Here is a 26,787-nt window from a genome sequence, read left to right as displayed (position 1 = left end):
GGCCGCGGTGAGGGCCGCGGTGCGGGGGTGTTTGTGAGGGGGCCGGCCGCCGGCGGCGGTGTGGGGGTGGCGGGTTGGCGGTGTCGGCGGGTTGGGGTGCCGGCGGCTGGGTGTGGGGTTAGTTGGTGGGTGTGGGTGTGGGTGTGGGGTGGGTTTGGAGTTCGGTGTGGACGGCGGGGCCTCGGTGTTCGGTGAGGTCGATGGCGGCGAGGACGGAGGGGATGACGATGCTGGGGAGGAGGTGTTTGAGGAGGGTGCTGACGCGGTGGGGGAGGTCTTGGTAGTTGTGGAGGGCTTGGGACATGGCCTGGACGCCGGCGAAGGCGCCGACGACGACGTCGGCGGTCTCGGTGGGGTTGACGTGGGGGAGGAGTTCTCCTTGGGTCTGGGCTTTTTCGAGGAGTTCGATGCCTACGGCGCTCCAGTGGAGGAAGGGGCCGCTGCGGTCGAGTCCCTGGGCTTGTTGGTCGAGGGAGAGTCGGACGCCTGCGCGGACCATGGGGTCGGTCTGGAGGCGGTGGGCGTGCAGGACGACGGTGTCGACGAGTTGCTGCATTTTGCAGGCGCGGTCGGGGATGGGCAGGCGTTGGTCCTGTTGGTGCAGGACGCCTTCGGCGAGGTGTTCCTTGGAGGGGAAGTGGAAGTAGAGGGCGCCTTTGGTCACTCCGGCGGCGGCGAGGATCTCGCTGATGGTTGCGGCCTGGTAGCCGTTTTCCTCGAAGACCTTGGCTGCTGCCAGCAGGATCGTCTGTCGGGTCCGGATCGCCCGGTCCTGCTTCACCACGTGGGGCCTCCTGAGGTTGATGAGCCCGGAGACCCATAAAAAACCGTCCAGTTTGTATATTACAGCTGTTTGTGTTCGGCGCAGCCCCCTGGGTGGTACCGGATTCAAGGAATTGCGTAAAACCGTTGCTGCGGGAGTGGGGAGTGTGGTGGAGGGGCTGGGGTGGGGCGGGTGCGGGGTTGGTGGCTGTGTGGGGGAGGGGGTGCGGTGATTCTGGTGACGGGGGCGACGGGGACGGTGGGGCGTTTGGTGGTGGAGCGGCTGCCCGCCGGGCTGGGGGTTCGTCTGATGGCCAGGGATCCGGGGAGGATCACGGGGGCGGCGCCGTGGGTGGAGAAGGTGGCCGGGGAGTACGGGGATGCGGGGTCGCTGGCGCGGGCTCTGGCGGGGGTGCGGACGGCGTTCCTTGTCACCGCGCGGGTCGGCGGGGGGGATGATGCGGCGTTCGTGCGGGCGGCGTCATTGGCCGGAGTGCGGCGGGTGGTGAAGCTGTCCGCGGCCGGTGTGCTGGATGCGGGGGCCGGTGATGTGATCACGCGGTGGCAGCGTGAGGGTGAGGAGCTGCTGCGGGCCTCGGGGATGGAGTGGACGCTGCTGCGGCCGCGTGCGTTCATGTCGAACTCGCTGTCCTGGGCGGATTCTGTCCGGTCGGAGCGGACGGTGCGTGCGCTGTATGGGAGGTCGGGCAATGCCTGTGTGGATCCGCGGGATGTCGCGGAGGCCGCCGTGCGGGTGCTGACCGGGGAGGGGCATGCCTCGCGCGCCTACACGCTGACCGGGCCGGAGGCCGTCACCGCGGTGGGGCAGACGGAGCAGCTGGGCCGGCTGCTGGGGGTGGACCTGCGTTTCGAGGAGCTGGGCGTGGGCCGGGCGCGGGCGGTGCTGGCGGGGCGTTATCCGGCGCCGGTGGTCGAGGCGCTGCTGCAGAGCGCGGAGCGTCAGCGCGCGGGTGCCAAGGCCGGGGTGGGGGATGGGGTCACCGTGCTGACGGGCCGCCCGGCGGGCACCTTCGCCGCCTGGGCCCGGGACCATCTCGCGGCCTTCGCACCGGTCCCGGAAGAGGCCGGGACGTAGCCGGGGGGCCGGGGTGTCTTCGCCCGCCCGGGCCCACGACCGCCCCGGCGGCGCCTTCGCGCCGGTCCCCGGGGCGGGGCGGGGACGTGGCCGCCGGGCGTCTTCGCGGCCTGGGCCGGGGAGTGTCTCGCGGCCTTCCGCGCCCGGTCGCGGAAGGAGCCGGGCGGGGAACTGTCCCGCGGTGTTCGGTGCCGGCCCCGGGCGGGACGGGGACGTGGCCGCCGGGCGTCTTCGCCGGGTGGGCCCAGGGCCGTCCCGCGGTGTTCGCGCCGGTTGCGGAAGGAGCCGGGACGCAGCCGCGGGGCCGGGGCGGTGTTCGGGCCGGTTCCCGGGCGGGGCATGGCTGCGGGGGCGGGTGTCTTCGCCGCGCGGGCCGGGGAGTGTCTCGCGGCGTTCGCGCCCGGTCGCGGAAGGAGCCGGGCCGGGGGGCCGTCCCGAGGTGTTCGGTGCCGGTCCCGGGCGGGGCCGGGACGTGGCCTGCCGGGTGTCTTCGCCGGGGTGGGGCCAGGACTGTCGCGCGGTGTTCGCGCCGGTCCCCGGGCGGGGGGCCGGGGCGTGGCCGCCGGGGCGGGTGTCTTCGCCGGGGTGGGCCCAGGGCCGTCTCGCGGTGTTCGGACCGGTTCCGGGTGTGGCGGGGGCGTGGCCGCCGGGCGGGGTGGTTTCGCCGCCTGGGCCCAGGGCTGTCCCGCGGGCTTCGCGCCGGTCCTGGAAGGAGCCGGGACGGAGCCCGCGGGGCCGGGGCCGTCTCGCGGTGTTCGGGCCGGTCCCCGGGAAGGGAAGAAGGGGACGTGGCCGCCGGGCGGGGTGTCTTCACCGCGTGGGCCGGGCGCTGTCCCGCGCCTTCGCGCCGGTCCCGGGCGGGGCGGGGGCGTGGCCGCCGGGCCGCCGGGTGTCTTCGCCGGGTGTGGGCCCAGGGCCGTCTCGCGGCCTTCGCACCGGTCCTGGAAGGAGCCGGGACGGAGCCGCGGGGCCGGGGGCCGTCTCGCCGTGTTCGTTCCCGGTCCCCGGGAGGGGGGCGGGAAGGGAACGGGACGTGGCTGCCGGGCCGGTGTCTTCGCGGCCTGGGCCGGGGACCGTCTCGCGGCCTTCGCGCCGGTTCCCGGAAGGAGCCGGGCCGGGGGCTGTCCGGTGGTGTTCGTGCCGGTCGTGGAGGGGCCGGGGCGCAGTCGCGGGGCGGCGGCTGCGGCCCGGCCCGGCTGTGGCCCGGCCTGTCCCGGCCGGGCCTGTCCCGGCCCGGTCGCGGGTGGGCTGCGCCGGGCCGGGGGGCCGGGGTGGGGGCGGGCAGGTCTGCCCGGGACGTCGGGGGCCGTCCCGGGCAGGCCTGGTCCGGGGGAGGGGCGGGTCAGGTGGCGGGTGGGGCCATGGTGACGGTGCAGCGGAAGACGGGGGTGTGGTCCTGGTGGGCGGTGACCTGGACGCTCTGTGCTGCGTCGGGGCCGGCCGGGGGGAGGGGGTGTGCCTCGATGAGGCAGGGTGCGTCGAGTTCGACGTAGCGCTGGAACTGGCTGGTGACCGCCAGGGGCAGGGAGGCGTGTCCCAGGGTGGCGGTGGCGGCCTGGCGGGCGGCTTCGAGGAGCACCATGCCGGGGACGTGGTCGACCTGGTGGTCGAAGAGGACGGGGTGGCGGGTGTCCACCCGCAGCTGCCAGTGGTGCGGTGTGCCGGTGGGGGAGAGGACCACGTCGGTGGGCGACATGCGCCCGACCCGCTGCGGGGGCTCCGGGGCGGTCAGCGCGATGACCGCCGGCCCCTGGGTGCCGTCGCCCGCGGGGCGGCGGGCGGCGCGCAGCCGCTGGTAGACGCGGGGGGTGATGCAGGCCAGCGTGCCGCCGCCGGTCGCGGCGAGGGCGCCGTCGCGGTGGATGGCGACCTCGGTGCGGAACCCCGTCACCGCGCCGCCGCGCTGCTTGACGCCGGAGCAGCGGACGTCGAGCTCGAGCGAGGCGGGGGCCCAGCCGACGCGCACGTGCTCGGGGCGGACGGCCACGGCGAGGTCGCTGACCAGGAAGTGGTGGCCGAGGGGGACCCCGTACTCGGCGTGTGCCAGGAGGATGCCGGCCTGCCGGATCGTTTCGGCGGCGATCAGCGGGTCGTGGCAGCCGTCCACGGTGGCGAAGAAGCTGTGCCCGCGGGGCCACTGGGCGGCGACGCTGAAGCGGTGCTCCTCCCGGCGCGCCCAGTCGGTCAGCATGACCTCGGCAAGGCTCGCGCGGTGGACCAGTTCCTTGGGAACGGTGGTGGTCAGAGAGGCGAAGGGGAGGGTGCAGGCCCCCTCCGGGTCCGGGCCTCCCCCGCTCGATGCGCCTGCTGTGCCGGGTATCGCGCGGTGCATGCGGAACGTGCTTACGGACATGGTTCCCCCTGAGCCGCCGTGGCTTGAATGTGAGTGGTGCATCCCTCAGGAGAGCGAAGATACATACCATCCGGTTTAATTTCTAGAAGGAATGCCGCACTCCAGCCCGCGACAAATGGAGCGATGTGTTCCCGGGCGGGCGGACGGCCGCCGGGCGGGCCCCGGGCCGGCGCATCTCCCGCAGGTCTCCCGGGCTGCCGGCCGCGCGGGGCGCGGGGTGTAGCCCGGTGCGCGTGGGGCGCGGCCCGCCGTCCGCCTCCAGCGGTTCCGGAGCCGTCCTTGAGCGGCCTCCCCGACCGTGTCTGCAGGCCCGACAGGAAGGGGACCGGTCGCATGGAGAGGGCAGAAGCCCTGATCAGGGTGGAGCGGGGGCGGCCCAGTGAGACGGAGCTGGCCGCCGTGGTCGCGGTGCTGCTCACCCGGCGCCCGGGCGCGCGGCAGCCGCCCGGGCGGCTGCCGGAGGCCCCGGTCCGCTGGTGGCGGGGACCGGACGGCTACGCGGCGCCCGGGGGCTGGCGCTGATGCCGGGGCGCAGCTCCCGCGTTCCTTCACTCCCCAACAAGAAACCGCGCAAGTGGTTTGTTATGATGGCTTCACGGACCCGGGGCGGGACCTCCTCGGCCCCGTCCCAGGAGGGCACCTGACATGGCTATGACGAAGGGGGCGTCGGCGCAGCCGGGGCCCGCCGGTGTGCGCGGGCGTGTGGCGGAGCTGGACGGCATCCGTGCGCAGGCGGTGGCCGGCCCCGGCCGGCGGGCGACCGAGGCGCAGCACGCCAGGGGCAAGCTGACCGCCCGGGAGCGGATCGCCCTGCTGCTGGATGCGGGCTCGTTCCAGGAGGTCGAGCAGCTGCGCCGGCACCGGGCGAGCGGTTTCGGGCTGGAGGTGAAGAAGCCGTACACGGATGGTGTGGTCACCGGCTGGGGGACGGTTCAGGGGCGTACCGTCTTCGTGTACGCGCACGACTTCAGGATCTTCGGCGGTGCGCTGGGCGAGGCCCACGCCGAGAAGATCCACAAGATCATGGACATGGCCATCGCTACCGGGGCTCCGCTGGTGTCGCTGAACGACGGCGCCGGCGCCCGCATCCAGGAGGGCGTCTCCGCGCTCGCCGGGTACGGCGGCATCTTCCGGCGCAACACCCGCGCGTCGGGCGTCATCCCGCAGATCAGCGTGATGCTGGGGCCGTGTGCGGGCGGCGCGGCCTACAGTCCCGCGCTGACCGATTTCGTGTTCATGGTCCGCGGGACCTCGCAGATGTTCATCACCGGCCCGGACGTGGTCAGGGCGGTGACCGGTGAGGAGATCTCGCAGAACGGCCTGGGCGGCGCCGACGTGCACGCGGAGACCTCCGGCGTGGCGCACTTCGCCTACGACGACGAGGAGACGTGCCTGGCGGAGGTGCGCTACCTCCTGTCGCTGCTGCCGCAGAACAACCGGGAGGCCCCGCCCCGCCTCCGCGGCGGCGACCGGGTCGACCGGCGCTCCGAGGTGCTGCTGGACCTGGTGCCGGCCGACGGCAGCCGGCCCTACGACATGGCGCGGGTCATCGAGGAGGTCGCCGACGACGGCGAGTACCTGGAGGTCCACGAGCGCTGGGCGCCCAACATCATCTGTGCGCTGGCCCGGCTGGACGGGCAGGTGGTGGGCATGGTCGCCAACCAGCCCCGGGTGCTGGCCGGCGTGCTGGACATCGGGGCCAGCGAGAAGGCCGCACGCTTCGTCCAGATGTGCGACGCGTTCAGCATCCCGGTCGTGACCTTCCTGGACGTGCCCGGCTTCCTGCCGGGCGTGGACCAGGAGCACGGCGGGATCATCCGGCACGGCGCGAAGCTGCTGTACGCCTACTGCAACGCGACGGTGCCCAGGGTCTCGCTGGTCCTGCGCAAGGCCTACGGCGGCGCGTACATCGTCATGGACTCCCAGTCCATCGGCGCGGACCTCACCTACGCGTGGCCGACGAACGAGATCGCCGTGATGGGAGCGGAGGGCGCGGCCAACGTCATCTTCCGCCGGCAGATCGCCGAGGCCGAGGATCCCGGGACGATGCGGCAGAAGATGGTCAAGGAGTACCGGGCCGAGCTCATGCACCCCTACTACGCGGCCGAGCGCGGCCTGGTGGACGACGTGATCGACCCGGCCCGGACCCGCGAGGTCCTCATCCGCTCGCTGGCCATGCTCCGCAGGAAGCACGCCGACCTGCCGTCCCGCAAGCACGGCAATCCCCCGCAGTAGCAGTACGTTCCACGGGACCGGGGACGTCGGTGCGGTGCCGGCTTCCGGCGTCCCCCGTCCCAGGAGAGGCACATGGTCAAACAGGAGCGGGCGGCCCGCACCCGGCACGCACTGATCCAGGCGGCGGCCGCGGTGTTCGCCGAGGAGGGCTTCGTCACCGCCTCGCTGAGCACCATCAGCAGGCGGGCCGGGGTCAGCAACGGCGCGCTGCACTTCCACTTCGCCAACAAGAGCACGCTCGCCGACGCGGTCGAGGCGGAGGCCGCCGAGGCCGTGCGGGCGATCACCGAGTCGGCGCGGGCCTGGCAGGGCGACTCCCTGCAGGCGGTGGTGGACGCCACGCACGAGCTGATGGGCAGCCTCGCCCACGACGTGGTGGTCCGCGGCGGCTTCGAGCTCGCGGGCGCCATCGCGCACCGCGCGGAGCCCTCGCTGCGCACCCAGTGGCAGCACTGGGTCGAGGACAGCCTGCGCCGGGCCGAGCGCAGCGGGGCCCTGGCGGAGGGCGTGTCCTGGGCGGACGGCGCCCGCGTCATCGTCGCCGCGACCGCGGGTTTCGAGGTCCTGGGCGGCGGCGACACCTCCTGGCTGTCGCGGCAGAACGTCACCCGCTTCTGGGAGGTGATGCTGCCCCGGCTCGCCGGCCGGAGCGGCCTGGAGCACCTGGTGAGCGCCGGCTCGCGGCCGCCGGCCGCGGTCCCCCCGCCCGGGCCGCCCGCCTGAGCCGCCCCCGTGAGCCGGCCGCCCCCGGACAAGAACAGACCTTCAGGTCTGTTTAGCGGGTGATCTTCGCCCGCCCCGCCCCGTTAGCCCCTGGAGGGCGGCTCCGGGATGCCTTGAGCCGCGCTGGAGACCGCAGGGAACTGCTGGCCAGTGGCTGCGCGCTCCTGGGGATCCGCTAAGAAAATACAGGATATGCGGTTTGATATTGACAGACCGGATGTGCTGTTTTTAGTCTGGTCACGGCGCCGGACTGGCATCTGTCGACGGCCGCGGACCGACCGGAGCACTCGGGCACACAACAGGGGAGATCGCGTGGACATCGAGGTACTGGGCGCACTGGCCGTACAGGAGAACGGAATCTCCGTCACACCGACGGCCCCCAAGCCGCGGCAGGTGCTGGCGCTGCTGGCACTGCACGCCGACAAGGTGGTGCCCGTCGCCGCGCTGATCGAGGAGCTGTGGGGCACCACCCCGCCGCGCAGCGCCCGCACCACCCTGCAGACCTACGTCCTGCAGCTGCGCGAACTCATCGCCGTGGCCCTGCGCAGGGACGGGCAGGACGGTGCGCAGGGCGGGAGCGGGCGGCGTACCGCCAAGGACGTGCTGGTGACGATGCCCAGCGGCTATCTGCTGGCCGCCGGCGGCGGCGAGAGCGACGTCCGCGCCTTCGAGCGCCTGGCGGGCACGGGGTACCGGGCCATGGACGCCGGTGACTTCCCCGGCGCCGCGCGGCAGCTGCGCCAGGCGCTGGCGCTGTGGTCGGGGACCGCCTTCGCGGACGTGCAGGCGGGGGTGCAGCTGGACATGGAGACCAGGCGCCTGGAGGAGAGCCGGCTGTGCGCGCTCGACCAGCGCATCGAGGCCGATCTGCGGCTGGGACGCCACCGTGAGCTGCTGGCCGAGCTGACCGTCCTGGTGAACCGGTACCGCGCCCACGAGAGCCTGCACGGCCAGTTCATGCTCGCGCTGTACCGCTCGGGGCGGCGCGGCGAGGCCCTGGAGGTCTACCAGCGGCTGCGCGCCGCGCTCGTCCGGGACCTCGGTCTGGAGCCGTCGGCGGGGCTGCGGCGCCTGCAGCGGTCCATCCTCACCGCCGGCCCCGAGACCCCGGCGCCGGCGCCGGGGGCCGCCAAGGAGCGCCTGGTTCCCACCAGTTGAGTGACCGCCCCCGCTTCCCGGGGCTTTGGCGCGGCCGGGTCCCCCGGTCCGCCGGCGCCCCGGGAAGCGGCATGTCCGCCGCCCGCGGGGCGCGCAGGAGTCCGTCCCCGGCCCTGCAGGGGAGTGGCGGTGCTTCGGCCGGGCGGGGAGGCGCAGCCCGGCGTGCGGCACCGCACGGCTGCGTGTGCGGCGCCGGGGCCCGGCCGCCGCACAACTCCCCGGAGCGGGGCGGGAAGCCCCCCCTTGCCCACGAGAGGGGGCGAGCCGCGTCGCCCCGTCCGCGTGGCGGCCGCCGTGCCCGCACCCGCCGGGCGTGCGGTCCCCGGCACGGGGCTGCGCCGCGCCGCCGGCGGTCCGCCCGCCGCCTGCGCCGCACTCGCCCCCGCGACCCGCAGTTCCGGATCCCCGACCCGCGGCGAACAGCCTTCCCGGAGAGGAAGCAAGCAGCTCGAACGGGCCTTCCTCCTCTCCGCGTTCGCCGCCTCGGGCGACCCGGCACCGCGGACCTGCCACGACAAGAAGACCGCCCAGGGCAAGCACCACACCCCAGCCCTGCTCCGCCTCGCCGGACGACGGGCAGACGTCCTCTTCGCCAGGCTCCGCGACGGAACCTTCCGCGAACCCCGGCCCGCAGCATCAGGCTGATCCTCGTCACGCTCGCCACAGGCCGGGCAGTCGTACTCATCGACCGAGTCGATCAAGACCGGGTGGCCGCAGTGGTCACACGGACGCAGCCCCTCATCGGCCGACTCCTCAACAGGTGCTTCCACACGCATGACAGCCACAGTGCCAGGCGCCCTCCCCGCCCGGCACCGACCCCGCCGGAGCGTGGCGCCCCTGCCGCGACGGCTGCGGCCCGGTGCCGGGGGGAGGGGCGGCACCGGGCCGGGTACGGCCCGTCCGTCAAACGGTGCCGTACATTCCGTAATCCGGTTTCCCTGCAACCGAATTCAATGGAAAAGGTAACGCGGCAGAGCATTCTGCGACACGGCGGGCACGCTTTCTTCCAGCCGTCGTTCACGTGCTCTTGAGTGGATCAATTTCCGTACTGCGGGCCTCAGTTGAAACACTCTCAAGCCCTGGTCGAGGGAGGTCGGGTGCGACGTGAATCCGGCTAGTGTGCTGACGGTGACGGAATTCAGCCACGAGGGGAACTCGACGAGGTGCGGAGGAACGCAGTGAAGATTCAAGTTCTGGGTCCTTTGAGTGCCGAGGTCAACGGGGGATCGATTGTCCCGACGGCCGGTAAGCCGCGGCAGATTCTTTCCCTGCTCGCTCTCTATCCCGGACGGGTGATGCCTGTCCCCACGCTCATGGAAGAAATCTGGGGAACCGAGTCGCCGCAGAGCGCGCTCACCACGCTGCAGACCTACATCCTGCAACTGCGCCGGCGCCTGGGCACCGCCATGGGGCCCGATGCCCCCGGCGCGGCCAAGGAAGTGCTCGCCACCCGGCACGGCGGCTACCTGCTGCAGATACCGCCCGAGAGCGTCGACGTCCACGAGTACGAACGCATGGTCACCGAAGGGCGGTCGGCGTTCGAGGCCGGGGACGACGAGACCTCCGCCGGCTGCTTCCGCAGGGCGCTGGACCTGTGGCGCGGCCCCGCGCTGGTCGACGTACGGGTCGGACCGATCCTCGGGATCGAGGTCATGCGTCTGGAGGAGAGCCGGCTCGGCACCGTGGAGCGGCGGATCGACGCCGACCTGCGGCTGGGACGGCACTCCGAACTCATCGCGGAACTCGCCGAGCTGACGGCGCGCTACCCGCAGCACGAAGGCCTGTACTCGCAGGCCATGGTGGCGCTGTACCGGTCCGGGCGGCAGGCGTCCGCCCTCGCCGTCTACCGCAAGCTGCGCATCCGGCTCATCGAGGAGCTGGGCGTGGAGCCCTCGCCGCAGGTGCAGCGCCTGCACCAGGCCATGCTGGCCGTCGACCCGCAGCTGGACGTCGCCGCCAATGCGCGGCGCACCTCGACCTTCGATCTCTACGCCGCCTGAGACCGGCCGGAGCGGGGGCTCAGCCGTACTCAGAGGCCGTTTCCCCGGCCGCTTCCCCCCCTGGAACCCGTCCGATTCCGTGGTGCCGGGCGGTGCCGGCGGTGCCGGGCGGTGCCGGCGGTGCCGGGAGAGGGGCCCGCCGGACAACGGCCGGGTCACCGGAGGGGCCGTCCCTCATCGTGCGCGGGAATCCCGGCCTTGGGACCGGGCGGGAAACACCGCCCGGCCGGCGAGCCGCGAAGCGGCGTATCGCACTGCACCTCCGCCCCGGCAGCGCTCGGGGCCCGGCCGCCACGGGCGCCTGCCGGCCCCGGGTGAGAGGCCCCCGTGCCCACGAGGGGGAGGAGCCCCGATCCCCCGCTCCGGCGCCAGGCCAGGCCAGGCCAGGCCAGGCCAGGCAGGGTAGGGCAGGGCAGGGCCTCTGCCCGCTCTCCAGTGGTCCTTGAGGCTGTCCGGCGATTCTCGAACCCCGCCCCGCGTGACCAGGGGCGCAGGGAGAGGAGGATGCCATGTCGGACGGACGGTCGGTGCGACTGCACTGTTTCGCACACTCCGAGGGGGGCCTCTCGCTCTTCGACGGCTGGGCCGCGAGCGCCGGAGGCGGTGTCGAGGTGCTTCCGGTTGCCCTGCCGGGCCCCCGGCGGCGGAGCTCCGAGCCCCGGGTGACCACACAGCAGGCCCTGCTCGCCGATGTGCTGCCCCTGTTCGCGGACCCGCCCCCCGGCCCGTATGTCCTGTACGGGCACGGTCTCGGCGCCATGGTCGCCTTCACCGTGACGCGCGCCCTGCACGAGGCGGGCCTGCCCGGCCCCGCGCTCCTGGCCGTCGGCGCCTGCCCGCCGCCCCGCACTCCCTCGCAGCTGCCGGACGCCCGCGCCGCGACGGACGCCGAACTGCTGCACGTCCTGGGCGGTGAGGGCGCCGTGCCGCCCCGCAGCGACGAAGGGATCTGGCTGCGGGCCATGCTGCCGGTGCTCCGCGCCGACCTGGAGCTCGCCCAGGCCCTGGAGGAGGCGGCCCGCAGGCCCTTGTCCGCGGGGCCGCTCACCACGGCCGTCCTCGTCATCGCCTCGCAGGAGAACCCGCTGGCGCCGCCGACCATCGCCGACGGCTGGCGGCAGTGCACCCAGGGGCCCACGCGGCTGCGTACCGTCCCCGGCCGTCACTTCTTCGCAGCCGGCCGTGAACTGCCCGCTCTCCTGGGCCGGGCCTGCCGTGTCACCCGCCGCCTCGCCGGGCAGCGCGTGCCCGCCGGATGAGCCCGAAGCCCCCACTCACCCGGCACCGGCGCGCGAGGCCCGCGCGCCGGTGGATCCCCGCGCGGTGCGGCAGCCGGCGGCCCGCAGGCCCCGCGCCGTCCGATCTGCTTTCCGCTCATTCTTGAGCGGTTTTTCAGCGGTTTTCATCCGGCCGTCTGAATTCTGTTCGCGTACTCGTCGGCGCAATGTAGGAGAGGTGTTCAGATGTCTGTTGAGCTCGCGGACAATACGACGTACAAGGTCCAGGTGTCCGCACCCGCCGGTGTGGTCTACGCACTGATTGCCGACGCGGTGAGCTGGCCACTGCATTTCGCCCCGAGTATCCATGTGGAACGGCTGGAGTTCGACGGCGAACGGGAGCGGCTGCGGACGTGGTGCCTCCTGGACGGCCTGCTGAAGTCGTGGACTTCGTGGCGGCACCTGGACCCGGTGAAACGCCGTGTGGAATTCCGGCAGGAACTGCCCGCGCCCCCGCTGAGCGGGCTGGGCGGCATCGTGAGCGTACATCCCCGGGGACCGCACAGCTCCGAGCTCGAGCTGCTGTACGACTTCAGCGTCACCGGCGGCCTGCCCGACGACGTGGCGTGGGCGGAGCGGGCCACCGACGGGCACCGCCGCATCCAGCTCGCCGGCCTGAAGGCGGTCGCCGAGCGCTGGACGCGCCTGGACGAACTGGTCCTGTCCTTCGAGGAGTCCGTCCACGTCAACGGCCCCGCCGAGCTGGTCTACGACTTCCTCCACCGGGCCGGGGACTGGCCGCAGACGGTGCCGCACGTCACCCGGGCCGACCTCACCGAGGACGTCCCCGGAGTGCAGCGCATGACCATGGAGACGCTGACCGAGTACGGCACGCACACCACGGACTGGGTGCGGATCTGCTTCCCGCACGCGGAGCGCATCATCTACAAGCAGACCGCGCCCTCCGCCCTGCTGGAGGCCCACACCGGCGAATGGTCCGTCGTCCCCGACGAGCGGGGCGTGACCGTCACCGCACAGCACACCGTCGTCCTGCGCGAGGAGGGCATCGCCGCCGAGCTGGGCGGGCAGGCGGGCCTGGCGGACGCGCGCCGGCATGTGCGCGAGGCACTCGGCCGCAACTGCCGGGTCCTGCTCGCCCATGCCAAGCAGCACGCGGAGAGCGCCGTCCGCATGCTGTGACAGCGCCGGCGCCGGCGCCAGATGGCAGGGGCAGGTGGCAGGGGCGGGGCAGGGGCAAGGGGTCCGGGAGGCGGACGGGCACCCCTGGCGCCGCTCCGGGACGGCCCGTGGCGGGCTTGGGCACCGCTGTACACCCGCTTGGGAAATCGGACGGCGGGCGCGGGGGCCGTTAGCGTGCTGAGCCGGACCGTTGTGGACATCTGCCGACCAGGAGGCGCCGTGACTCCTCCCCCTCGCGGACAAGGGGGCTTCCCACCCGGCTGCGGGAAGTCCCGCGGCGGCCGGGCCCCGGCCGCCGCCCAAGCAGCCGGGCAGCGCCGTACGCCGCTGCGCGGCTTGGCCGGCCAGGCGGTGTTTCCCGCCCGGCCCCAAGGCCGGAACTCCCTTGCAGGACCGGGGACGCAGGCGGGACAGAGCCCCAGCGCACCCCCATGTCCCGCGGTGCGCCGCCCGCGCCGCATCCGCTCCGCGCGTCCGGGCCCCACCGGGCACCCGCGCGGTCCGTCCGCCCCGCCGGCCCCCCGCCTTGGGGCGTTGTCCTGCCCGGGCCATCGCCCGGTACGGCGCAACCGGGCCAGAACCGTCCACCACGCCGTCAGGGCCGGACCCGCCCGGTGGCCCGCAAGCGTGCCGCCACGGTCCCGGCAGGGGCCCGGCGAGCGCCGTACCGCAGCTCATCCAGCGCCTGTACAGGAGAGGAGGGAGGGGACCGCGCCGGTCACAGCGGACCGCACGTCCCCCGACACGCATGACACGTTCCCGCTCCTCCCACGCGGCCATCTCCGTGGTCGTCGACCCAGGGCCTCCTCCGCACACGGCCCCGTGGGACCTCGAACTCCGCGGACCGCTCGACCCCGCCACGCTCCACGACGTCCTGGGCGAACTCGCCCGGCCCGGGGCGGGCCGGCCCGGGCACCAGCACCGGCTGCTGCGGCACGGCCCCGGCCACCACACGCTCCGCTTCCTGCGGGGCGACGGCGCGTCGGCGGCGTCCGCGGCGGGCCGCATCGCCGATCTGCTCACCGGCCCGCCCCGTGCCGACCGTCCGCTCGTCCCTGCCCAGTACGCGGTCCTCGCCCGTCCCGCCCGGCACCGCTATGAGGCGGTGTACATCGAAACGGCTGCCGCGCTGGACGCGGGCGCGGTGCGTGCGGCGCTGCGCACCGTCGTGGCCGCCCACCCCCAACTGCGCTCCCGCCTGGACACGAGGGGCGGCCGGCTGACCGGACAGGCTGCCAGGGGGGAGGACCAGGACCTGTTGACGCAGGGGGAGTTCACCGACGAGGCCGGTTTCGCCGCGACGGTCGCCTCGATCGGGGGCACCCTCGACGCGGACCTCGGCGTCCAGCTGCGGGCCCATCTCGCCCGCGACCGCCGTCCGGCGGGGCCGCGGGCCGACCGGCTCGCTGTCATCGTCCATCAACTCGCCGTGGACGCCGCGTCCTGGCAGATCCTGCTCGAGGACCTGGCCGCCGCCCTCGGCACGGCCGCGCCCGCCGTCCCCGGACGGCCCGGGCACCAGCCCCACGCCCTGGCCGGCTGGGCCGGCGAACTGCGGGAACTGGCCCGCGACCCCGACGAGGTCCGGCACTGGGCGCTCGTCGCCGACCGCAGGTCGCGGGCGCCGGGCGCCCGCCGCTCCGCCCCGGTGACCCCCTCGGGCGACGGGGCCCGCACCGCCGGGGCCCACACCCGGCACAGCGGGCCCGGAAAGGAACGCCGCCACCTCGACCTCGCCGTGGACGAGGACCGGACCGGGCGGATCACCCAGACCCTGGCCCGACGCCTCGCGCTGACCGCCGGGCAGGTGCTGACCGGCGCGTTCGCCCTGGCCCTCGCCCGCTGGCAGCGCGTCGAGGAGGTCGCCTTCGACGTACGCAGCGACCCCCGGGCGGGCCACCCGCCGCTACGGCGCCACGTGGGCCGGCTCACCGACGTGCACCCCGTCCACCTCACCCTCGACCCCGGCCCCGACCCGCTGCGCCAACTGGCCGCCGCGGCAGGCGCCCTGGCGGCCGGCGCCGGGCGGGCGGCGGGCGGCGCCGGCTTCGGGGCCTGCCGGGAGTGGAGCCCCGATCCGCTGCTGCGCGACGCCCTGCGTGCACTGGCGCCCGCCCCGGCCTGCCTGATCCTGCACGGCCCCGGCGAGCTGCTGCCCGGCTCCGCCCGCCCCGTGCCCGCCGGCGCACCGGGCCGGCCCGCCCACCGTCTCGAGGTGCGTGTCCAGGCCGCCGGCGGCAGGCTGCACCTCGGCCTCGACTGGGTGCCCGACCCCGCACACGGCATCACCGACACCTCCGTGGCCGCCCTCGGGAACCTGCTGCAAGAGGTGCTGGGGGAACTGGCCGACGCGGCCACCGCCCCGATCCCGTCCGTGTTCCGGGCCACGCCCCAGCAGACGGCGCTGTACACGGGGGGCGACGCACGGCCCGGCACCGGCCGTCACGTCGAACAGCTTCTCTGGGTCTGGCACGGCCCCCTCGACATCGAACGGTTCACCGCGGCCTGGCAGTCGGTCCTCGACTGCGAAGCGGTGCTGCGTACCGCGTTCACCGGCGGCCCCGAACCGCAGCTCATGGTGCACGGCCGGGTCACTCCCGAGATCACCGTCCGGATCCAGCGCGACGACGACCTGCCCTCCCTCCTGGAGCGCGACCGGCTGCGCGGCTTCGACCTGCGCTGTCCCGGACCGCTGCGCCTCACCGTGCTGGGAACGGAGCAGAGCCCGCCCCGCCCCGCCGCCTCACCCACCCGGATCGTGCTCACCTACCACCGGGCCCTGCTCGACAACGCCAGCGCGCACATCGCGCTGCGCGAGTTCTACCGGGCCTATCTCGCGGGCGGCACCCTGCCCGGCGGCGAGCGCCGCCCCGACCTGCGTGACTACACCGCATGGATCGCGGCCCAGGACCTGGAGCCCGTACGGGAGCTCTGGGCGCGCTCCGCGCCGCCCGCCGGCGCGGCGTCGCGGCCGGCACGGCCCGCCACAGCCACCGGCCTGACCGGTGTCGGCCGTTCCCGGCTGCGTCTGGACCCCGCGGAAACCGTTCGCCTCGCGCGCTGGGCAGGCAGCTGGGGCATCGCGGAGAGCAGCGTGCTGCAGGCCGTCTGGGCGGTGCTGATCTACCGTGCCTGCGGCGCCGCCGGACCGGCCCCGGTCGCTTTCGCGGTGACCGTCCCGGGGCGCGGCATACCGCTCGACGGCGCGGCCCGGATGCTGGGGCCGCTGCGCAACGCGCTGCCGCTGTCCGTCGAGGTGGACCCGGCGGGGACGCTGGCGGACCTGATGCGGCAACTGCGGGACCACGCCCTGGACATGGCCGCCTACGAATGGGTCCCCGCCGACTGGATCCCTGCCCCGGGCCGCCCCGGGCCGGACACCGGCCCCGGCCCCGGCCCCGGCCCCGGCCCCGGCACCGGCCCCGGCCCCGGCACCGTCATCGTGTTCGAGGATCCGCCGCACCCGGTGGAAGGCCTTCAGGGCGAACTCGCCGCGCAGGGCATCCGGGCCGAGTTCCCCGGCACCGTACCCGCCCGCTCGGTACTGCCCGTCGCTCTGCTCGCCCACCACGACCACGCGGGCGGCCTGGTCCTCACCGGGGTGCACGACCGTGACGTGCTCGACGAGGAAGCGGCTGCCGAGCTGCTGGTGCAGAGCGCCCTGCTGCTGTGCGAACTCCCCCTGCGGGCAGGGGAGTCCACCACCGTCGCCCAGGTGCTGAAGCTTCTGGACGGCAGGGCCGTCCCCCGCATGGCCGGGACTTCCGGGGCCGGCCCCCGCACACCGCTGGTCACCCTGCGCGCCGCGGCGCGCGAGCAGGCGGGCACGATCTGTCTGGTCCCGCCGCCGGGCTCGCCCGCGGCCTGCTACGACCTGCTGGCCCACACCTATCCGGGCCCCCAGGAGCTGCTGGTGCTCACCGCCGGTGCCGATGCCGACGGCGTCCAGCCCGCGCTGGCCGCCCGTGCGGCAGGCCCCTCCCTGCTGCTCGGGGGGTTCTCCGGGGCCGGCGCCCTGGCCTGCGACATCGCAGGGCGCATCGCGGCAGCCGGCGGCCGGCCGCCGCGCGTGGTGCTCGCCGGCGCGGGCGCGGACGAGCAGGAACGGGCCCGCGATCTCGCCCGTGCCCTTCAGGACGCCGCCGCGCCGAACGCCTGACACCGGTCGCCCGGGGGACGGATCCCGCCACCACGGCACCGGCGTACCCGGCGTGCCGGGCGCAACCGCCGGAACGCCTCTCTCCGCTCCTGTTCCGCCACGGTTCGAGCGCTTCTCCTTCGAAGCCGTTCATCGTGGCTGTGACACCGGTGCCCTCGCCCGGTCTCCGCGCCGTTCGTGCCGTGGACCGCACCCGTCGTCTGGAGAGTGATGTCCCGTCGTCGTTCCACCCCGGAGTCCGTGACCGAGGTGCACCCCGACAAGACCGCCGACCGGATCGGTGACGCGGTTCCCGACGGGCTGCCGCGCCAGGATCCCGCCCCGCGGGCCGCGGTCCAGACGCCGACCACCGGCCGGGCGCATCGCCGGCGAGGCGACGGCCGGCGCGTACGCCGGCATCGCGCAGATCGTGCGCCACTTCGGCGACGAGATCGCCATGGCCGGCCCGGCGCAGACCGAGGGCATCGTCAAGGACGAGGTCACGCCGCAGGCCCACACCCGGACGAGAAGGCCGCCCGTACCAGCCGGACCACTACCGCTGCTGAACCGACAGAGCAGGAGGACCAGATGTACGCCACTCTGGAGGAGGACCGCACCCGGCCACCCCACGCCCACGCCCCTGCCCCCGCCCCGGACCCGGCCCCGCCGCTCCGGCTCGCCGGCATCGACGAGGACGACACCTGGGAGCCGCACGTCGTACGCGGTATCGACTGACGCTCCTCGGGGGCGGCCGGAAACACGCCGCCCCCCGGGGAGCGTCACGGCACCCCGTCCCCCCGTGCCCCTGTCCCCCCGCACCGACTTGGCGCGCTGCACACCTGTGCAGTGCGCCTGGCCGTGGCGCCCGCACGGCGCCCTGCCCGGGGCGGGGGCGTGGGGTGGGCGGAAACAGCACCGCTGTGCGCCGCGCCTTCTCGACCGGTCCCCGAGTGAACCTTGCCAGTCTCTAGAGGATGGGGACGAGCGGAGGTGTGGAGGTGCAGACATGATCCGGATACTGCGCGGCGGCCTGCGGATGATCAAGGGCTGCGTGCGGCCCGTGTGGCGGGCCCTGGCCTCCTACGGGGCCATCTACATCGGTCCCGAGGCGTTTTGGGCCCTGGACCCGCCCCGCTCCGCCGCACGCCCCCCGAGCCGCCTGGTGCGCTACGCCCGGGGCAGGTTCCTGGTGCTGCCGCCGGGGGTGGGAGGACCGCCGCCCGCACACCCCGAGCGGCTGCGTGAGGACGTCCCGCTGTCCGAGCAGGAGCTGCTGCTCGTCCGCGAGGTGTGGCCCGCCTACGAACGCCGCGCCCGCGACCCCGGCTGACCCCGCGGACACCGGCAGCGCACGGCCGGAGGCCGGGTGCGGCAGGCAACTGCCTTGCTGCACCCGGCCTCCGGCCGTGGCGCCGGCCGGGTTCAGACGGTGGTGATGACCTCGCCGGCGTCCAGGCGTGGGGCGCGCGGGAACCAGGCGTCGGGGCCGGGCCTGCCGATGTTGACGACCATCAGCGGGGTGTGGTCGTCGTCCAGGAACTCCTTCTGCAGGCCGGCCGCGTCGAAGCCGCTCATCGGGCCCGCGGCGAGGCCGGCGGCGCGGATGCCGATGATGAAGTACGCGGCCTGCAGGGCGCCGTTGAGGACGGCGGACGCCTCACGGACCGGGCGCTCGGCATAGAGCAGGTCCTTGACCTGGGGGAAGTGCGGGACCAGCTTGTGCAGTTCCTCGTGGAACTCGTTGTCCGTGGAGAGGATCGCGGCCAGCGGGGCGGTGGCGGTCTTGTGGCGGTTGGGCTCGGCCATGTGCTGCACGAGGCGCTCGCGGGCTTGGGGGGAGCGGACCAGGGTGATGCGCAGCGGGGTCTGGTTGGAGGAGGTCGGACCGTACTTGACCAGGTCGTAGACCGCCTCGATCTGCCCGTCGGTCACCGGCTCGGCGGTGAAGGTGTGGGCCGTGCGGGCCTCACGGAAGAGGAGGTCCTGGGCAGCGGCGTCGAGCACGAGCGACATGGGTGCAACCTTCCGGCAGGGATGTCCGACAGGAACGCTGAAGCGGGGCGGGGGGTGAGGGGGCGCCGCTCACCACTCGATCAGGGCGAAGCTGGCGGACATGCCGCCGCCGAATCCGGCCAGCAGGATCAGCTCGCCGGGGCGGAAGGCGCCCTCGCGGGCGGCCGCGTCCAGGGTGATCGGGATGGAGGCGGCTCCGGTGTTGCCGTAGTGCGTGAGGGTGCGGTGCAGGGTGGCGCGGGGCAGCGCCAGGTCCGCGAAGACGTCGTCGAGCATGACGCCGTTGGCCTGGTGCGGGACGAAGTGGCTGATGTCAGCGGCCTCGACGCCGGCCTCGTGGAGGAACCCCTTGGTCAGCTGCGGCAGTTGCTCCACGACGAAGCGGCGTACCTCTCGCCCGTCCATCGCGAAGTACTGCAGCCCGGCCTCCAGGCCGGCCCGGTCCAGGGGCTGCCGGCTGCCGCCCGCGGGCACCTGGATCAGGCCGGAGAGGGCGCCGAACGTGTGCAGGGCGACGTGCCGGACGACCGGCCCCCGGGTGGTGGGGCCCAGGACCATGGCACCGGCGCCGTCCCCGAACAGCACGACCGTCCTGCGGTCGGCCGGGTTCAGGATGCGCGAGTACACGTCCGCGCCGATGACCAGCGCGCAGCCGCCCCGCCGCAGGATCACGCTGCCGACCGCGGAGAGCGCGAACACGGTGCCGGAACACACCGCGTTGACATCGAACGCCGCGGTGCCGGTCGCGCCGAGGTTGTGCTGCACGTAGGCCGCCGTCGGCGGCTGCGGCCGGTCCGGCGTGGACGTGGCGACCGCGATCATGGACAGTTGCTCGGCGGTGATGCCGGCCGATGCCATCGCGGCCCGTGCCGCGGCCGTCGCCAGGTCGGACGTGGCCTGGCCGGGGGCGGCCCAGCGCCGTTCCCGGATCGCGGTCTTGCGGGTGATCCAGGCGTCGTCGACCCCGGCCGGTGCGCCGACCTCGTCGTTGGAGACGATCCTCTCGGGCACGTAGGCGCCCGTGCCGAGGATCCTGATGTCCTTCATGGGGCTGCCGGGGCCGCGGATCGTGGTGCCGTTCATGGGGCTGCCCTCCTCTCAAGTGGTCGGTGGATGGCTGTACGGCGGGGCCGGCGGGCGGGGCGCCGCGCCGGCCCGCACGGGGGCGGCGGAGGCCGCCCCCGTGCCCGCCGGGGGGCGGGTCAGCGTGTCTGGTAGATGCGCTTGTGGCCGCTGATCCCGGCCAGCCGGAACGGCCCGGTGGTCTGCTCCGGGGTGGCGTGGTCGCCGCCGTCGGTGGGGAACTTCCACTCGTGCAGGGCGCGGTAGCCGGCGTAGTCGACCGGCGTGCGCCGGGTGATCGCCTCGTGGTTCGCTCGTGTCCGCAGGTGCTCGCGGTAGCCGGCGACCACGGTCCCGGCGAAGAACTCCGCGACGCTGCCCGAGCCGTAGCTGAGGAAGGCGACGGGCCGGCCGGCCAGGTCGGGGGACTGGTCCAGGAGCGCGGCCAGGCCCAAATACACCGAGGCGGTGTAGCTGTTGCCGATCACGGTGTTGTAGGCCGTGGTCGCTCCGACGGCGCGGGCGATGTCGGCGGTGTCGGTGTCGTAGCCGCAGTAGTTCAGCAGGTGGCGGTGGGCCTTGGTGGCCATCTTCGTGAACGGCTGGTGGTAGCAGAACGCGGCGAACTCCTCGAGCCTGCGGCCGTCCTGCTCCGCGTAGTCCTTCCAGGTGCCCTCCACCGCCTGCAGGTAGGCGCCGATGGACTCCTGCCCGTCGACCAGGGCGGCGTCGCGGTAGTTGGGCCGCCAGAAGTCCATGACGTCGGCGGTGAACAGGCCCGAGGGGTCCTCGATGCGTACCAGCGCGGGGTTCGTGGCGACCAGCATGGCCACCGCCGCCGCGCCCTGGGTGGCCTCGCCCGGGCTGTCCAGCTCGTACTTGGACACGTCGCTCGCGATCACCAGGACCTGCTGGGCCGGGTCACGCCGTACCAGGCCGATGGCGAACTGCAGGGCGGCTGTTGCCCCGTAGCAGGCCTGCTTCAGCTCGACGACGCGGGTGGCCGACCCCAGCCCGATCAGTGAATGGACGTACACGCCGGCCGCCTTGGCCTGGTCGATCGAGGACTCGGTGGCGAACACGACGGTGCGGATCGCCTCCGTGCCGTGCCGGGCGATGATCGGCGCGGCGGCCGCCGCGGCCAGGGTCACGATGTCCTCGTCGGCGGCGGGCACACTCATCGACTCCTGGCCGATGCCCAGGTGGTACTTGCCGATCTCGGTGCCGTTGTGCGCGGCGAGTGCCGTGTGCGGCAGGACGAACTCGCTCGTCGCGAACGACAGGTCGTGGATTCCGATGGATATGGACATGCCTCATACACCAACCTTTTCCGTCGTGGTGTCGCGTTCCAGCTGGACGTGTGCGCGCATCAGTTCACCCGGGTTGGTCTGCGCGGCGAGCAGGGAGAGTTCGCCGCACAGCACGGTGGCCGCGGCGAGGACGGCGAGCCGGCGGGCGTTCTCGCCGGGCGCGCGGTCGGCCCGGCAGCCGAGCCGGGTCAGGTTCGTCTCGACGAAGCCCAGGCCCTTGCCGTTGCCGACCGAGCCGACGATCAGGTTCGGCAGCGTGCAGGCGAAGTAGAGGTCGCCGTCGCGGTCCTCGGCCATCACGACGCCCTGCGAGCCTTCGACGATGTTGGCCGCGTCCTGGCCGGTCGCCAGGTAGAACGCGAGCAGCATGTTCGCGTAGTGGGCGTTCGCCGAGCGGATCCCGCCGGCCAGCAGGGTCCCGAGCAGGTTCTTGCGGATGTTCAGCTCGACGATCTTCGCGGCGCTGGTGTGCAGGACGTCGGACACCACCTGGCGCGGCACGAGGAGTTCGGTGACGACGTTCTTGCCGCGCCCCAGGATGCCGTTGATCGCGGTGGCCTTCTTGTCCGAGCAGTAGTTGCCGGAGATCGACCCGTAGGAGATGCCCGGGACGGTCTCCAGCAGGTGGGCCAGGAGCGCGTCGGAGGCGAGGGTGGCCATGTTGTGGCCGGACGCGTCGCCGGTGGAGAACTCGAAGCGGATGAACAGCAGGTGGGCGTTGATCTCGTGCCGGACGCCGATCAGCTGGGCGAACCGGCTGCAGCCGCGCACCACTTCGCGCAGTTCCTCGATGCGCGCCTGGACGGTCCGTGCGGCGGTGAGCGCGGCCTGCGCGTCGGTCGCCTCGACGAGCACCGAGCGCGTCATCCGCTCGTCGACGAGGGTGGCGACGATGCCCTTCTCGGCCAGCCGGGAGACCTTCGCCCCGCGGCCCACCGAGGGCCACAGCGGCGACTCGTAGGTGGCGAGCGGTACCGGGGTCTCGGTGGTGGCGACGTTCCCCGAGATGCGCAGGGGGCCCACCCACCTCATGGGGATCTGGGCGATCGCGTGGGCTTCGGTCATCGTGGGCTTCCCGTCAACTCGTGGAGGACATCGGCAGAACCGGAACCGGAACCGGAACTGGAACCGGAACTGGAACTGGGGCTGGGGCTGGAGCGCTGGGCGAGCCGGCGGGTGTCGATGCCCCGGTCGGCGCAGAAGGACCGCAGGTCGCCGTGGATCAGCAGGTCGCAGCGGGTGAGGTGGGCGGGGGTGCGGGCGCCGAGCATGGTCTGCAGGGCGGCCAGCTGGTCGAGCCAGGCGGAGATCTTCGCGACCAGTGCCGGCACGCCGCCGTCCAGCAGGGTGCGCAGGAATCCCCCCGAGGAGCCGACGGCGGCGGCGCCCAGCGCGAGGGCGCGGGCCACGTCGAGCGGGGTGCGGACGCCGCCGGAGGCCAGCAGGGGGAGGCCGGTGTCCTGCGCGTCCAGCAGGCAGGCGGCCGTGGACTGCCCCCAGTCGTGCAGGTAGGCGTAGTCGGCGTGTTCGCGCCGGCCGTTCTCGATGCGGGCGAAGTCGGTGCCGCCCCGGCCGCTGACGTCGGCCGCCGCCACGCCCAGGCCCGCCAGCGCCAGGACTGTCTGCCGGCTCAGCCCGTTGCCGACCTCCTTGACGATCACGGGGACGTCGACGGCCGCCGCGATGCGCTCGATCTGCGCGGCCCAGGACGCGAACGACCGGTCGCCCTCCGGCATGGGCGTCTCCTGCGCGGTGTTGAGATGGATCTGCAGGGCGTTCGCCCCGATCAGGCCGACGGCGCGGCGCGCGTTCTCGGCCGACGCCGTCGCGTTGACGTTCGCCAGGACGAACCCGTCCGGGTTCTGTGCGCGCAGCACCCGGAAGGTGTCCGCGCACGAGGGGTCCTTGAAGTAGGCGTGCATGGAGCCCGAGGCGATGGCGACGCCGGTCTCGCGGGCGGCGATGGCCAGATCCCGGTTGATGGCCCCGGTCTTGGCGCTGCCGCCGGTCATCGCGTTGATGTAGAGCGGCGCCTGCCAGGTGAGGCCGGCGAAGGCGGTGGCCAGCGACACGTCGGGCCGGTCGATGCCGGCCAGGGCGTGGTGGACGAACGACACCTCGTCGAACTGGTTGCGTCCGTGGTGCGCGTGCTGCTGCTCCATGGCGAGCCGGACGTGGTCGTCCTTGCGCTGAGCGCTACTCATTGATGGTCCCTTCCGGGGCGGGACCGACCGGCAGGGGCAGCACCCCGGCCGCGGCCCACCGCTGCCGTAACTGCGCGATGTGGTGCGGGGCTTCGGCGTCGAGCAGGGCGATGCCGCAGTCGCCGCCCCCTGCCCCCGAGGGTTTGGCCGCGCCGCCGGACGCCTCGGCGGCGTCGCACAGCGTGGTCAGCGCGGGCGTGAAGATGCCGAGGCCGACCTCGTCGTCGAGGCGGGCCAGTTCCTGGCGGGCCCGCCGGATCTGGTGCAGCAGGCCCGCGCCGTCGCCGGCCTCGAGGGCGGCGACCGAGGCGGTGACGAGGTCGGCGGTGGCCTGCATGAACGTGTGGTGCGAGGGGCTGCCCCGCCAGGTCCGCCGGTGCAGGTCGGACACCAGGGCCGTGGTGGAGGCCGGGGTTGTGGTCCAGCCGACCTCCAGGCACAGGCCGTCGGGCGGCGGCAGCCGGCGCACGGCGAAACCCGGCCAGGGGGCGCGCAGTGCCGCCTCGAGGCCCTGGCGGCGGGCCAGGTCGAGCACGAAGGCCCGGTCGGGCGCCTGATACGCGATCCAGCCGCCCCAGGTGCTGGCGGCGAGATCACCGCCGGAGCCCTTGGGGTCGATGCGGGCCGCCGCGAGCAGGGCGAGACGGAACCGGGCCTGCGCCGACAGCTGCAGTCCGCAGTACGACGCCACGGCGGCGACCGTCGCCACGGTCACCGCGCCGCTGGAGCCCAGGCCGTACTTCCTGCCGTCCGCGTGCAGCGTGCTGGTGACCGACACGCGCAACGGGGGCACCGGCAGGTGGCGTTCGGCCAGCAGGCCGGCCACGGTCTCGACCGCGGCCGCCACATGGACCGCCCCGCCGCCGCCGGTCAGCCGGCCGTCCTGCCAGTGCCGGTGCACCGCTCGCGCGGCGAGGTCGGAGGAGATCAGCACGCCGGCACGGTCGCCGCCGGACACGGTGACGGTGACGTACCGGTCGACCGCGACCAGGATCGCCGTGTTGCCGCTCTCCACCACCGCGTACTCGCCCGCGACGAACAGCTTGCCCGGCGCGCGCCGGACCACCGTCGGCGGGGAGGTCATCGTCCGCCCCCGGGCAGCAGACGGGCGCCCCGCCCCGGCCCGGCGATGTGCACCGAGCCTCCCGGGGCGGCGCCGCGTACGACGCCGGCCACCCGGTCCGCGTCCGCGCGCCGGCACAGCACCTTGACGTTCGGTCCGGCGTCCATGGTCGCGTAGGCCGGTATGCCGTCCCGTCTGAGCTGGAGCACGCTGTCGAGCACGGTGAGCGTGGCCGGCGACATGTAGCGCACCGCGGGGCGCGCCGCCAGCATGGTCGCGTGCATGCCGAGTGCGTTGCGCTCCGCGATCTCTCCCACGGCTTCGAGGTCTCCGTGCGCGAGCGCCACCCGCATGCCGGCCAGGTCGTCCCGGCTGGAGGCGGCCCACGACTCGTAGAGCGGCGAGGTGTCGACGGTGCGGCGCATGGCCGTACGGCTGGACACGGCCTTGGGTCCGGCGTTGAGGACCGCGATGACCAGAGCGGGGTCGAGTTCCGCGGTGGGCACCGGCTCGGCGTAGGAGCTGAGGTCCGCGTCCGCGGCCGTGCCGGTGTGCCGGCCGGCGTGCCACAGGGCGAAGCCGCCGAAGATGGACCGTGACGCCGATCCGGATCCGCGCCGGGCCAGGCGGGACAGCGCGGTGGCGTCGGGATCGAGGCCGTACGCGGCGGCGGCGGCGACGGCGAGGGCGGCGAACCCGCTGGCGGAGGACGCCAGGCCGGCCCCGGTGGGGACGGTGTTCTCGGTGTCCACGACGGCGCGCTGCGGGCGTTTGGCCATGTCCCGGACCAGGTCGAGGAAGGCGACGATGCGGCGCCTCGCCTCGCCGGTCGCGGGCGCGCCGTTGAGTGTCACCGTGTCGTGCCCGGCCTCGGCGTCGAGCCGGACGTGCGTGGTCGTGGGGAAGATGTCCAGGGTCATCGACAGGCTGTCGGTGCGGGGGAGGACGAGCCGCTCGTCGCTCTTGCCCCAGTACTTGATCAGCGCGATGTTGGGGTGCGCGACGGCGCCGGCCCGTGCCGCACCGGCCCGCTCCTGCGCCCGGACGGGGGCGGTGTGCTGCTCAGGCATGGCGGACGGACCTCCTCAGGGGCACGACCCACGTCTGTACGGCGCCGGCTTCGTGCAGCTGCCGGGCGACCTCCCGGGCCCGCTCCGGCTGGGTCAGCGCGAGCACGCAGCCGCCCAGGCCACCTCCGGTGATCTTGGCGCCGAGGCTGCCCGCCGTGAGCGCGGCCCCGGCCATCGCCTCGATCCGGTCGGTGCTCAGGCCGGCCGCGCGGAGCAGGCCGTGGTACTCCGTCAGCCGCGTGCCGAGTTCCTCCGGCTTGCCGTCGGCGAGGGCGAGCCTGGCCTCCTCGGTCAGCTCCGAGGCGCGGCGGACGAAGCGTTCCTGTGCTCCGGGGTGGCGTTGGAATCCCTCGTGCAGCAGGCCGACGGCCTTCTTGGTGCTGCCGATGACGCCGCTGTCCGCGATGATGAACAGGCTGTCGCAGCCGACGCTCAACTCCTTGGCCCGGCCCGCCTGGAACAGCAGCGGGCCGGGCGCGCCGACGGTCACGGCGTCGACACCGCTGGACTTGCCGTGTGTCACGTTCTCGGCCGCCTGGACCAGGTCGAACGTCGTCTGCTCGCTGATCTCGCGGCCGAAGAGGTCGGCGAGGGCGAGGACGACCGCGCGGGCACAGGCCGCGCTGGAGCCGAGCCCCCGGCCGGGCGGGACCGAGCCGTCGATGATCACGTCGATGTGCGGGCCGCCCGTGATGCCCAGGGCCGCCCTGAACCCGATGGCCAGCCGGTGCAGGCCCTCGGGGCCCTGCATCGCCAGCCGCCGCGCGGCGGAACCGGTCAGCGTGTAGGACACGCCGCCCGGTTCACGGGGGTTGCGGGAGGACCATCCGGCGCTTGCCGTGACCGCCAGCTGCGGAACCGGAAGGGCGAGCGCCGGCGCGCCGTACACGACCGCATGCTCCCCCAGCAGAATGGACTTGGCGTGGGCGCGGCCGGTACCGACTGAGCGAGCCCAGTGGCTTTCTGATATTCCTGCCGCTGAGATCGGTAGGGTCAACGCACTCAGCTCCCCTTGTCGTGTGTGCAATGCGATCGCGTCATCCGGATTTCCAGGAATGGTTGAGAAGGAAATCAGGCACAGAGAAACCCCGGCAGTGTGGTCACTGCCGGGGCTCTCATGGGCCAGGGGCGTCCGGACGGGTTCCGCATCCGGCGTGGACTGCGTCTCGCGTCCGCGGACTGT

At 74.0% G+C, this 26,787-nt stretch carries 21 protein-coding genes and 2 pseudogenes; 13 read left to right on the top strand and 10 right to left on the bottom strand.

The window, feature by feature from the left end; all coding sequences use genetic code 11:
• Positions 1-118: 118 nt before the first annotated feature.
• The gene (locus tag OG219_RS48105) at positions 119-784 is read right to left on the bottom strand and encodes a ScbR family autoregulator-binding transcription factor (RefSeq protein WP_266838190.1); all 666 of its coding nucleotides are present in this window, start codon (positions 782-784) and stop codon (positions 119-121) included.
• A 207-nt stretch (positions 785-991) separates the two neighbouring features.
• On the opposite strand from OG219_RS48105, the gene OG219_RS48100 reads away from it, so the two are divergent.
• On the top strand, positions 992-1,858 hold the full coding sequence (locus tag OG219_RS48100) for an NAD(P)H-binding protein (protein WP_266838188.1): 867 nt from the start codon (positions 992-994) through the stop codon (positions 1,856-1,858).
• A gap of 1,342 nt (positions 1,859-3,200) precedes the next feature.
• Here OG219_RS48100 and OG219_RS48095 read toward each other — a convergent pair.
• Positions 3,201-4,211: a ScbA/BarX family gamma-butyrolactone biosynthesis protein gene (locus tag OG219_RS48095; RefSeq protein ID WP_266838186.1), complete on the bottom strand. Its 1,011-nt coding sequence runs from the start codon at positions 4,209-4,211 to the stop codon at positions 3,201-3,203.
• Positions 4,212-4,544: 333 nt separating this feature from the next.
• Here OG219_RS48095 and OG219_RS48090 point away from each other — a divergent pair, with 333 nt between their 5' ends.
• The 12 genes and pseudogenes from OG219_RS48090 to OG219_RS48035 all read left to right on the top strand — a co-directional run bounded on the left by OG219_RS48090 (position 4,545) and on the right by OG219_RS48035 (position 18,212).
• Complete coding sequence (locus OG219_RS48090; protein WP_266838184.1) at positions 4,545-4,733, top strand: acyl-CoA carboxylase subunit epsilon; 189 nt, start codon at positions 4,545-4,547, stop codon at positions 4,731-4,733.
• A gap of 123 nt (positions 4,734-4,856) precedes the next feature.
• Positions 4,857-6,446, top strand: coding sequence for an acyl-CoA carboxylase subunit beta (locus OG219_RS48085; RefSeq protein ID WP_266838182.1), 1,590 nt, complete (start codon positions 4,857-4,859; stop codon positions 6,444-6,446).
• 72 nt (positions 6,447-6,518) lie between these two features.
• Positions 6,519-7,169 (top strand): ScbR family autoregulator-binding transcription factor, encoded by a 651-nt coding sequence (locus tag OG219_RS48080; RefSeq protein ID WP_266838179.1) that lies wholly within the window; start codon positions 6,519-6,521, stop codon positions 7,167-7,169.
• A gap of 312 nt (positions 7,170-7,481) precedes the next feature.
• Positions 7,482-8,327 (top strand): AfsR/SARP family transcriptional regulator, encoded by an 846-nt coding sequence (locus tag OG219_RS48075; RefSeq protein WP_266838177.1) that lies wholly within the window; start codon positions 7,482-7,484, stop codon positions 8,325-8,327.
• Positions 8,328-8,696: 369 nt separating this feature from the next.
• Positions 8,697-8,972, top strand: a pseudogene (locus OG219_RS48070) (transposase); the annotation flags it as partial.
• A gap of 533 nt (positions 8,973-9,505) precedes the next feature.
• Positions 9,506-10,327, top strand: coding sequence for an AfsR/SARP family transcriptional regulator (locus OG219_RS48065; protein WP_266838174.1), 822 nt, complete (start codon positions 9,506-9,508; stop codon positions 10,325-10,327).
• 509 nt (positions 10,328-10,836) lie between these two features.
• A complete protein-coding gene (locus OG219_RS48060; protein ID WP_266838173.1) occupies positions 10,837-11,586 on the top strand; it encodes a thioesterase II family protein in 750 nt (249 codons plus the stop codon).
• Between the two features lie 204 nt (positions 11,587-11,790).
• Positions 11,791-12,744 carry an aromatase/cyclase gene (locus OG219_RS48055; RefSeq protein WP_266838170.1) on the top strand — a complete coding sequence of 318 codons (954 nt, stop codon included), beginning with the start codon at positions 11,791-11,793 and terminating at the stop codon, positions 12,742-12,744.
• 748 nt (positions 12,745-13,492) lie between these two features.
• Positions 13,493-16,903, top strand: coding sequence for a condensation domain-containing protein (locus OG219_RS48050; RefSeq protein ID WP_266838167.1), 3,411 nt, complete (start codon positions 13,493-13,495; stop codon positions 16,901-16,903).
• A gap of 210 nt (positions 16,904-17,113) precedes the next feature.
• Positions 17,114-17,318: pseudogene (locus OG219_RS48045) on the top strand (S-adenosylmethionine synthetase N-terminal domain-containing protein); the annotation flags it as partial.
• 152 nt (positions 17,319-17,470) lie between these two features.
• Positions 17,471-17,617 (top strand): surface protein, encoded by a 147-nt coding sequence (locus tag OG219_RS48040; protein ID WP_266838204.1) that lies wholly within the window; start codon positions 17,471-17,473, stop codon positions 17,615-17,617.
• A gap of 271 nt (positions 17,618-17,888) precedes the next feature.
• Complete coding sequence (locus OG219_RS48035; protein ID WP_266838202.1) at positions 17,889-18,212, top strand: DUF6059 family protein; 324 nt, start codon at positions 17,889-17,891, stop codon at positions 18,210-18,212.
• A 92-nt stretch (positions 18,213-18,304) separates the two neighbouring features.
• Here OG219_RS48035 and OG219_RS48030 read toward each other — a convergent pair whose 3' ends face one another.
• From OG219_RS48030 to mvk, 8 genes are all read right to left on the bottom strand, one after another.
• Positions 18,305-18,895, bottom strand: coding sequence for a malonic semialdehyde reductase (locus tag OG219_RS48030; RefSeq protein WP_266838165.1), 591 nt, complete (start codon positions 18,893-18,895; stop codon positions 18,305-18,307).
• A gap of 69 nt (positions 18,896-18,964) precedes the next feature.
• The gene (locus OG219_RS48025) at positions 18,965-19,942 is read right to left on the bottom strand and encodes a 3-oxoacyl-ACP synthase III family protein (protein ID WP_266838200.1); all 978 of its coding nucleotides are present in this window, start codon (positions 19,940-19,942) and stop codon (positions 18,965-18,967) included.
• A gap of 155 nt (positions 19,943-20,097) precedes the next feature.
• A complete protein-coding gene (locus OG219_RS48020) occupies positions 20,098-21,267 on the bottom strand; it encodes a hydroxymethylglutaryl-CoA synthase (RefSeq protein ID WP_266838163.1) in 1,170 nt (389 codons plus the stop codon).
• Between the two features lie 3 nt (positions 21,268-21,270).
• Positions 21,271-22,332: a hydroxymethylglutaryl-CoA reductase gene (locus OG219_RS48015; RefSeq protein ID WP_266838161.1), complete on the bottom strand. Its 1,062-nt coding sequence runs from the start codon at positions 22,330-22,332 to the stop codon at positions 21,271-21,273.
• A complete protein-coding gene (fni, locus tag OG219_RS48010) occupies positions 22,329-23,471 on the bottom strand; it encodes a type 2 isopentenyl-diphosphate Delta-isomerase (protein WP_266838158.1) in 1,143 nt (380 codons plus the stop codon). Before fni ends, OG219_RS48015 begins: the two co-directional genes overlap by 4 nt.
• Positions 23,464-24,555 (bottom strand): phosphomevalonate kinase, encoded by a 1,092-nt coding sequence (locus OG219_RS48005; protein WP_266838155.1) that lies wholly within the window; start codon positions 24,553-24,555, stop codon positions 23,464-23,466. The genes fni and OG219_RS48005 overlap by 8 nt, the downstream gene beginning before the upstream one ends.
• A complete protein-coding gene (gene mvaD / locus OG219_RS48000) occupies positions 24,552-25,604 on the bottom strand; it encodes a diphosphomevalonate decarboxylase (protein ID WP_266838153.1) in 1,053 nt (350 codons plus the stop codon). Before mvaD ends, OG219_RS48005 begins: the two co-directional genes overlap by 4 nt.
• Entirely contained in the window at positions 25,597-26,601 is a 1,005-nt protein-coding gene (gene mvk, locus OG219_RS47995; protein ID WP_266838151.1) for a mevalonate kinase, read from the bottom strand. The genes mvaD and mvk overlap by 8 nt, the downstream gene beginning before the upstream one ends.
• Between the last annotated feature and the right edge of the window lie 186 nt (positions 26,602-26,787).

Origin of the sequence: Streptomyces sp. NBC_00038, assembly GCF_026343635.1 — a bacterium.
In the GTDB taxonomy this organism is placed as follows: domain Bacteria; phylum Actinomycetota; class Actinomycetes; order Streptomycetales; family Streptomycetaceae; genus Streptomyces.
This window is presented reverse-complemented; position numbering and strand designations above follow the sequence as displayed.